This is a genomic window from Actinomycetospora sp., assembly GCF_055612215.1.
The window spans coordinates 1-7,823 of the sequence record NZ_JBVPVA010000773.1 but is presented as its reverse complement, the minus strand read 5'-3'; the positions used below and the strand labels follow the sequence as shown (position 1 = coordinate 7,823).

The 7,823-nt window shown below is 75.9% G+C and carries 5 protein-coding genes; 3 read left to right on the top strand and 2 right to left on the bottom strand.

The window, feature by feature from the left end:
• Positions 1 to 1,134 (top strand): APC family permease (locus AC0CYZ_RS21130; protein ID WP_472218927.1); only part of this gene is annotated, 1,134 nt, incomplete at its 5' end.
• Between the two features lie 26 nt (positions 1,135 to 1,160).
• Here AC0CYZ_RS21130 and AC0CYZ_RS21125 read toward each other — a convergent pair.
• Together AC0CYZ_RS21125 and AC0CYZ_RS21120 are read right to left on the bottom strand one after the other, a co-directional pair.
• Entirely contained in the window at positions 1,161 to 3,608 is a 2,448-nt protein-coding gene (locus AC0CYZ_RS21125) for an FAD-dependent oxidoreductase (protein WP_472218925.1), read from the bottom strand.
• 192 nt (positions 3,609 to 3,800) lie between these two features.
• Positions 3,801 to 4,607 carry an IclR family transcriptional regulator gene (locus tag AC0CYZ_RS21120; protein WP_472218923.1) on the bottom strand — a complete coding sequence of 269 codons (807 nt, stop codon included), beginning with the start codon at positions 4,605 to 4,607 and terminating at the stop codon, positions 3,801 to 3,803.
• Between the two features lie 233 nt (positions 4,608 to 4,840).
• Between AC0CYZ_RS21120 and AC0CYZ_RS21115 the strand changes: the two genes are divergently transcribed.
• The gene (locus tag AC0CYZ_RS21115) at positions 4,841 to 6,688 is read left to right on the top strand and encodes an alpha/beta hydrolase (protein WP_472218921.1); all 1,848 of its coding nucleotides are present in this window, start codon (positions 4,841 to 4,843) and stop codon (positions 6,686 to 6,688) included.
• A gap of 99 nt (positions 6,689 to 6,787) precedes the next feature.
• On the top strand, positions 6,788 to 7,552 hold the full coding sequence (locus AC0CYZ_RS21110; RefSeq protein ID WP_472218919.1) for a lysostaphin resistance A-like protein: 765 nt from the start codon (positions 6,788 to 6,790) through the stop codon (positions 7,550 to 7,552).
• Positions 7,553 to 7,823: the final 271 nt, after the last annotated feature.

The window sequence follows — 7,823 nt, the reverse complement described above, 5'->3', positions numbered from 1 at the left end:
CCCGGCGCCGGTGGCGCCTACACCATCGTGCGCGCGGTGCTCGGCGACGCCCTGGGCTTCGTCGCCCTGCTGCTCTTCCTGGGCCTCGGCGTCATGTCCACCGCCGCGATCCTCGTCGCCTCCGCGACCTACCTGCACGAGCTGATCGACGCGCTCCCGGTCGACTGGACCGCCGTTGTCATGATGGCCCTCGTCACGTTCCTCTCGCTCGAGCGCCTGGGCAGCTCGAGCTGGGTGGCCACGGCGATGCTCGTGGTCGAGCTCGTCGTGATCATCGCGTTCATCGTCGCGTGCCTGCTCTCGCTCGAGCACGGGCTGGGCTACGTGACCCACCCCGTGGTCGCCGCGGGGCACGGCCGGACGGGAGGCGTGGCGTTCTCGGCGCTGCTGCCCGCGATCGCGCTGGCGCTGTTCGCCTTCAACGGCTACGACTGGCCGCTCTACTTCGCGGAGGAGACCCCGCCGGTCCAGCGGCGCGCGCTGCCCCGGGCGGTGCTGCTCTCCGCGGGGCTGGCGGTCGTGCTCGAGGTCCTGGCCGTGGTCGCGGCGACCGGGGCGGTGGGTGACGTCGGGGCCACCGCGGCCGCGGACTCGCCGCTGGCGGCGCTGGCGCGGGACGTCATGGGTCCGGTCGGGACGACGGTGCTCCTGGTCGGCGTCGTGATCGCGATGGTCGACACCGGGCTCGCCGCGAACCTCGGTTACGCCCGCGTCTACTACGCGGCCGCCCGCGACGGGATGCTGCCCGGCCCGGTCGGCCGCTTCCTGTCCCGCGTGTCGACGCGGTCGCGGGTGCCGGTCGGGGCGATCGTCGTGCTGTTCGTGGGCAACGGGGTCCTCTGCCTGGCCGCCGGGCTCGACGAGCTGATCACCGCGACCAGCGTGGTCATCGTGGTCATCTACCTGCTCGTGGCCACCTCGGCGCTGGTGAGCCGGGTACGGGACCGGGGGCGGGCGAGCTTCCGGATGCCGCTCTGGCCCCTCCCCCCGCTCGTCGCGATCGTCGGGGCCGTGCTCGCCCTCGTGGAGCAGAGCGCGGTCGACCTGGTCGTGGCGCTGGGGATCGCCGTGGTGGCCGCGGTCGGGTTCTTCCTGGTCCGGCGCCGCCTCCCACCCCGACCGGCACCGGCATGACCGGGCGCAGGGCGGCTCCGGGCGCGTCACCGCACGGTGCGCTCCACCACCCGCGCGCCCAGCCGGCGGTCGAAGTACTCCACCGCCAGCTCGGTGCCCTCGTGCGCGAGGTCCGGCGGCACCACGGCCAGCGCGAGCGAGACGTCCTCGCTGTGGGCGACCTCGGCGGCGACGACCTGGCCGACGCACGAGTCGCCCGCCAGGACGGGCTCCTCGCCGAGGACGACCTCACCGGGCTCGTCGAGCGCGAGGGCGATCAGGCGACGCCCGGGCGGGGCGAGAGCGCCCTCTCGTCCGAGGAAGAGGCCCTTGCCGGGGTCGACGAGGTGGTCCAGGCCCGCCTCGGCGGGGGTGAGCTCGGCGTCCAGCCCGGTGCCGACGGTCCGGTGCCCGGCCTCGACGAGCAGGCTCGTCACCGCCCGGGCCCCGGCGGCGACGATCCCGAGGGTCGCCCCCGCGTCCCAGAGGACGTCCCAGAGGGCCGCCCCGAGGTCGGCGCGGGTGCGCAGTTCGAAGCCGTCGACGCCCACCGGCGTACCGCGCAGGGCGAGCACCGGCACCGGTCCGACGTGGGTCTCGGCCGCGTCGGTGGTCCGGGCGCGCCCGGAGGGGTCGGTCAGGCGGGAGAGCAGCACTCCGGCGGCCGGGCCCCACACGCCCAGCGCACACGTCCCGGCGGTGTCGTCGCGGACCTCGACGTCGCCCAGGACGTGCTCGGCGAGCCACCGGGCCTCGAGCCGGGTCCCGACGCCGACCGCGAACCGGTCGCGAGCCAGGCGGGCGACGTCGAGGTCGGCGCGGATGCGCCCCGCGCGGTCGAGGGCGAGCGCGCGGGCACGGGTTCCGATCGGGCGGTCGAGGTCCACGGTGGTCAGCTGTTGGAGCAGGCCCAGCGCGTTCGGGCCGGTCACCTCGAGACGGTGGCGGCTGGTCAGGTCGACCAGGGCGACCGCACGGCGCACCACCAGCGCCTCGGCCCCGGCGATCGGGGACCAGTGCCGCCCCGCCCAGGCGCGCCGCGGGCGCACCTCGCACACCTCGGGGAGGTCGGCGTTGTCGCCGAACCACGCCGGGACCGCCCACCCGTCCAGCTCGGCCACCATCGCCCCGAGCTCCCGGTGCCGCGCCTCGAACGGGCCGGCGCGCAGGGGACGCGCGGTGGGCGACAGTCGCTGCGGGTGCGCGATGTCGTCGATCTCGTCGAAGGCGTGGCAGGCACGGCTGCGCACGGTGGCCGGGGCCAGCAGGGCCGGGTCGAACCGGTCGTGGTGGGAGGCGGACACGTCGACGGGAGCGGGCGCGTCGTGCGGGCCCGCGCCCGGCTCCGGCAGCGCCGGCACGCCGTCGACCATCCAGCTCGCGAGGGCCGCCGCGATGCCCGCGGAGTGGGTGATCCAGACGGCCTCGGCCAGCCAGAAGCCGGGCACGGTGGTCTCCCCGAGCAGCGGCATCCCGTCGGGGGTGAACGGGAAGAGCCCGTTGATGCCCCGCTCCACCTTCGCGTCGGCGAGGGCGGGCAGCAGCGCCTGGGCGGCGTTCCAGCTGGGTTCGAAGTCGAGGTCGGTGAAGGTGCGCTCGCTGGGGATCGCGCCCCGGTCGGGTCCCGGGCGGTCGAGGCCGGCCGGGTCGGCCGGCATCGCGCGGTGGCCGGAGGCGCCGACGCCGAGCCGGTCCCCGTGCTCGCGGACCTGCAGGTCGGCGTCGGGGTGACGCAGCACCGGGAAGGTCGCCCCGCCGGGATCGACGAGCCCCCGCAGCTTCTGGAGCACGTCGAGCTCGCGCAACGGGGTGGTCCAGGCGTACTGGTGCGCCATCGGGGCGAGCGGCACCGTCACCCCGGCCATCGCGCCGACCAGCGGGCCCCACATCCCGGCGGCGGAGACGACGACCTCCGCCCGGACCGGACCCTGGTCGGTCTCGACCCCGCGGACCCGCCCGCCCCGCACGTCGATCCCGGTGACCCGCACTCCGTGGCGGAACTCCGCACCCCGTCCGGTGGCCGCCCGGGCCTGGGCCTGCGCCGCGAGGAGGGGGACGGCCACGCCGTCGGAGGGGACGTGCAGGCCGCCGAGGACGACCTCGCGGTCGAGCAGCGGGTGGAGGGCGGCGCACTCGGCGGGGTCGAGGAGGTGGCTCTCGATGCCGGCCGCCGTGGCCCAGCCGTGGCGGCGGTGCAGGTCGGCCAGGCGCTCGCGGGTGGCCGCGACCTCGAGCCCGCCGACGGGCCGGAAGCACGCCCGGCCCTCGACGCGCAGCGCGCCGTACTTGGCGACCGTCGCACGAGCGAAGCGGGTCAGCGACCGGTCACCGCTCGCCTGGAACACGAGGCCGGACGCGTGCGAGGTCGACCCGCCGGTGCGACCCGGTTCGCCCTGGTCGAGCACGGTGACGCGGGTCCATCCGCGGGCGGTGAGCTCGTCGGCGAGCGCGCAGCCGACGATGCCGGCCCCGACGATGACGACGCGAGGTCCCATGGGCGGTCTCCCACTCGGGCCGGTCGCCTGCGCACTGTTGCACATGGCGCAACTTGTTCTACTCTCTGCAACACCGTGGGTGGCCGACCCGAGCGCTGTCAAGAGCGCGAGGGAGTGGGTGACGCCGACGGTCGGCGCCGAGGGCACGAAATGCGCCGATCACCGCGGCCGACTGCCGAGCGGCTGGTCCGATCAGCGCAGTGGGCTGCCGCCGGCCGGCTCCACCCACCCGAGCTTGGCCGACAGCTCGCGGGCCGCCTCCCGCATGTCCGCGACGACGGCCCGCGCGCGGCGGCGTGGGAGCCGGTACGACGGCCCGGAGGCGGAGAGCGCCGCGACGACGTTGCCGTCGTGCGCCCACACCGGGACCGCCACGGCGTGCATCCCGACCTCGAGCTCGTCGAAGGAGCGCGCGTAGCCCTCGTCGACCACCCGCGCGAGCTCCGCGCGCAGGGCGGCCGGCTCGGTGAGGGTGGCCTCGGTGTAGCGGACCAGCCGGCGACGCAGGAGCGCCCGTCGCTCGGTCTCGTCCATGTGCGCGAGCAGGACCTTGCCGGCCGAGGTGGCGTGCAGCGGGGTCCGGCGCCCCACCCAGTTCTGCGAGCTCACCGAGGACGTACCGAACTCCTGGGCGACGTTGATGGCCGCCTCGCCGTCCGACACCGCGAGGTTGACGGTCTCGCCGATGACCTCCGCGAGCGCCTGGCAGGTCGGCTGCCCCAGCCGGGCGAGGTCCATCCGCCCGGTCGTGGCCGCCGCGAGCCGGACGATGCCGAAGCTCAGGGCGTACTTCCCGCGGTCCCCGAGCTGCTCGAGGAGCCCCCGCCGCTGCAGGGCCGAGACCAGGCGGGAGGCCGTCGACTTGTGGACGCCGAGCTCCTCGGCGATCTCCGTGATCCCGGCCTCGCCGCGTGCGGCGAGGATCTCCAAGATCGTCACGGCGCGGTCGACGGACTGGACGGCAGAGCGTTCGCCCTGCTCCCCGTCGGCCCTCGACATGCGGAAAGTGTAACGACCTCCCGCTCCCACCCGGCCGCCCCCCGAGTCACGATTCTCGACATCGCGTCCCGATCCGTCTCCGTGGGTTGCGCATCGCGAGGCGGAGCGCCACAGCGCGCAACACCCGGCCGGCACCGCGAGCTTCGGCGACCGGACCACCGGACACCGCCGTGTGGCGCAGCCCGCAGCGACCCCGTCGCTCGCCCGGACGGGCGTGGTCCAGAATCGGGGACGTGTCGGGCGCCGGGGTCGAGCGGGACGGCACCCCGGCCTCGTCGGACGCGCCCGGCGCGTACACCGCGACCCTCGACGAGCCGGAGCCGCACGGGGACCCGGTGCACGGCCCTCGGCCCCGCCCGCCCGCGGCGCACGTGGTCCACCGCGGACCCGGACCCCTGGACCGGCCCGGTCTGCGGTGGTTGCGGGTGGACGCGCTCGGCCTCTCGCTCGCGGTCACCGCCGGGACGCTGGCGATGACGCCCTCCCTCATCCCGCGGACGTGGTTCGTGCAGGGGCTGGCGAGCGGCCTCTCGGCGGCGGTGGGCTACGGGGTCGGCTCCCTGGTGTGGTTCCTACTGCGCCGGACCCGCCGCGGACTGCGCGTCATCGCCCAGGTCCGGGCCCTCACCCCGCGCGGCGTCCGCCAGGTCGCGTGGACGATCCTGCTCGTCGCCGCGGCGGTCGTCGTGCTCGTGATGCTGCTGGTGGGCGCGATGTGGCAGCGACGGCTCAGCGGGCTCGTCGGGATGGAGCCACCGGGTTACCTCGGCTACCTGCGCGCGGCGCCGACCGCGTTCGTCGTGGCCGCGGTGCCCGTGGCGGTGGTGCGGATGATCCGGCACGCCGACCACGTGCTGGTCCGCGGCCTGCGCCGGTACGCGCACCTCTCGCGGCGCATCTCCGCCGCGGTCGCGGTCGTCGTGCTCGCCGTCGTCATCACCGCGGTCACCGACAACGTCGTGCTGCAGGGCAGCCTGACCCTCGCGGACCGGGCGTTCGGCGGGGTCAACGAGGAGACCTACCCCGGCGTCGAGCAGCCCACGGCGCCCACCCGATCCGGCTCGCCGCGCTCGCTGGTCCCCTGGGCGACGCTCGGCAAGGAGGGACGTCGGTTCGTCGCCGTCGGCCGGGACGCCGCGACGCTCGCCGCCGCCTCCGGGAGGCCGGCCCTGGACCCGGTGCGCGCCTACGTCGGGCTCGAGTCCGCGCCCGACGCGCAGGCGCGGGCCGACCTCGCCGTCGCCGAGCTCGACCGGGAGGGCGCGTTCTCCCGCGGGGTGATCGCGGTGGTGACGACGACGGGCACCGGCTGGGTGGACGACCCGGTCGCCGACTCCCTCGAGGCGATCTGGGGCGGGAACTCGGCGATCGTCGCCACCCAGTACTCCTACCTGCCCAGCTGGCTGTCGTTCCTCGTCGACGGCCCGCGCGCGGAGGAGGCCGGCCGGTCGCTCATCGACGCCGTGCACGCCCGCATCCAGGCGATCCCGCCCGGGCAGGCCCGTCCGAAGATGATCGTGTTCGGTGAGAGCCTCGGCTCGCAGGGCTCGGAGGCGGCGTTCAGCTCGCTCGCCGACGTGCGCGCGAGCGCGGACGGCGTGCTCTGGGTCGGGCCGCCGAACTCGAACCGGCTGTGGTCGCAGATCGTGGACCGCCGCGACCCCGGCACGCCCGAGGTCCGCCCCACCTACTCCGACGGGCTCGTCGTGCGCTTCGCCGGCGGCCCGAACGCCCGCACCGTCGCCCGGACCCCGGCCACGCCCTGGATCGCCCCGCACGTGCTCTACCTGCAGCACCCGTCGGACCCCGTGGTGTGGTGGTCGCCCGACCTGCTGTGGAGCCGCCCCGACTGGCTGGTGGAGCCCCGCGGCGGGGACGTCCTCGGCGCGACGAGCTGGTACCCCGTCGTGACCTTCTGGCAGGTGACGGTCGACCTCACCGACGCGGTGGGCGTGCCGCCCGGCCACGGGCACGTCTACCAGGGCGAGCTCCTCGACGGCTGGGCCGCCGTCGCCCCGCCGCCGGGATGGACCCCGACGGACACCGAGCGCGCGCGTCGGGTCCTCGCCCTCCCGGGGTGAGCGCGGTCACCGGCGGAGGTGGCGGATCACGGCCCCTCACGGGTCGCACACGGGGCGTCCTGGCACTGTGGAGGGCCCTGGCGCCGACCCCGAGGTGACATGACCGCTCCGACCGCCGTCCCCGTCGTGTCCGGGCCGCGCGCCCCCGGCACGGGAGCCGGTCCCCGCCGGCTGCCCGCGGCGGTCGTGCTGTCGGCCGTCGTGGCCGTGGTCGCCGTGGGGCTGGTCGCCTGGAACAACCTGCTCGTCCCGGCCCTGCCCGCCGACCCGGTCGTCCGGATGATCGCCAACGTCGTCGGGGTGCTCGTGCTCGTCCTCGCCGCCCGCGCCGGCGGCCTGTCCTGGCGCGATCTCGGGCTGTGTCCGACGACGTGGCGCTCCGGGCTGCGGTGGGGCGGCGCGGCGGTGGGGATCGTCGCGCTCGGGTACGCGGTCGCGTTCCTGCTGCCGGCGACGCGGCCGCTGCTGGAGAACCCGGGTGTCGCGGGGAGCCCGACGTCGGCGGTGGTGCTGCGGGCGCTGCTGCTGATCCCGGTCGGGACCGTGCTCTGCGAGGAGCTGGCGTTCCGCGGGGTCCTGCACGGTCTGACCGAGCGTGCCTGGGCCGGGCGCCGGTGGGCCGGGCAGGGCGTCGTGCTCGCGGTGGCCTCGGCGTTCGCGGTGTGGCACCTCGCCGGGGCGGTAGCGGCGCCCGCGGGCGGCATCCCGGTGCTCGGCGTGCTCGCGGTCCTGGTGGTCACGGCCGTCGGCGGCGTGGTCATGTCGGCCGTGCGGCGCCGCACGGGCAGCATCTTCGCCTCGATCGGCATCCACCTGGGAACGAACGTGGTCGGCCTCGTCGCCGTCGTCCTCGCGACCCACTAGCCCCACCCCGCTCAGCCGGGTCGGGCGGAAGAAACTGTGAGGGAGGGGACGTTCTCCTCCTCGTGGTGAGCGCGCGCCCTACGGTGACGTCCGAGTTGTTGAGTACACGGAACGGACGGCACGGAGGTTCGGCGACGCGGACGGTCGACCAGGACGGGCCGGCCCGCCCCGCGCTCGTCGTCGCGGTGCTCTCCTCCGTCGGTCTGGTCGCGTCGCTGTGCATGACCCTCGTCGTGCCGGTGGTCCCCCAGCTCCCCGCGCTGCTGCACAC

Coding starts and splice junctions, on each gene's coding strand:
- AC0CYZ_RS21120 (WP_472218923.1), bottom strand. CDS start 4,607: ATGTCGAGGGCCGACGGGGAGCAGGGCGAACGCTCTGCCGTCCAGTCC.
- AC0CYZ_RS21110 (WP_472218919.1), top strand. CDS start 6,788: ATGACCGCTCCGACCGCCGTCCCCGTCGTGTCCGGGCCGCGCGCCCCC.
- AC0CYZ_RS21125 (WP_472218925.1), bottom strand. CDS start 3,608: ATGGGACCTCGCGTCGTCATCGTCGGGGCCGGCATCGTCGGCTGCGCG.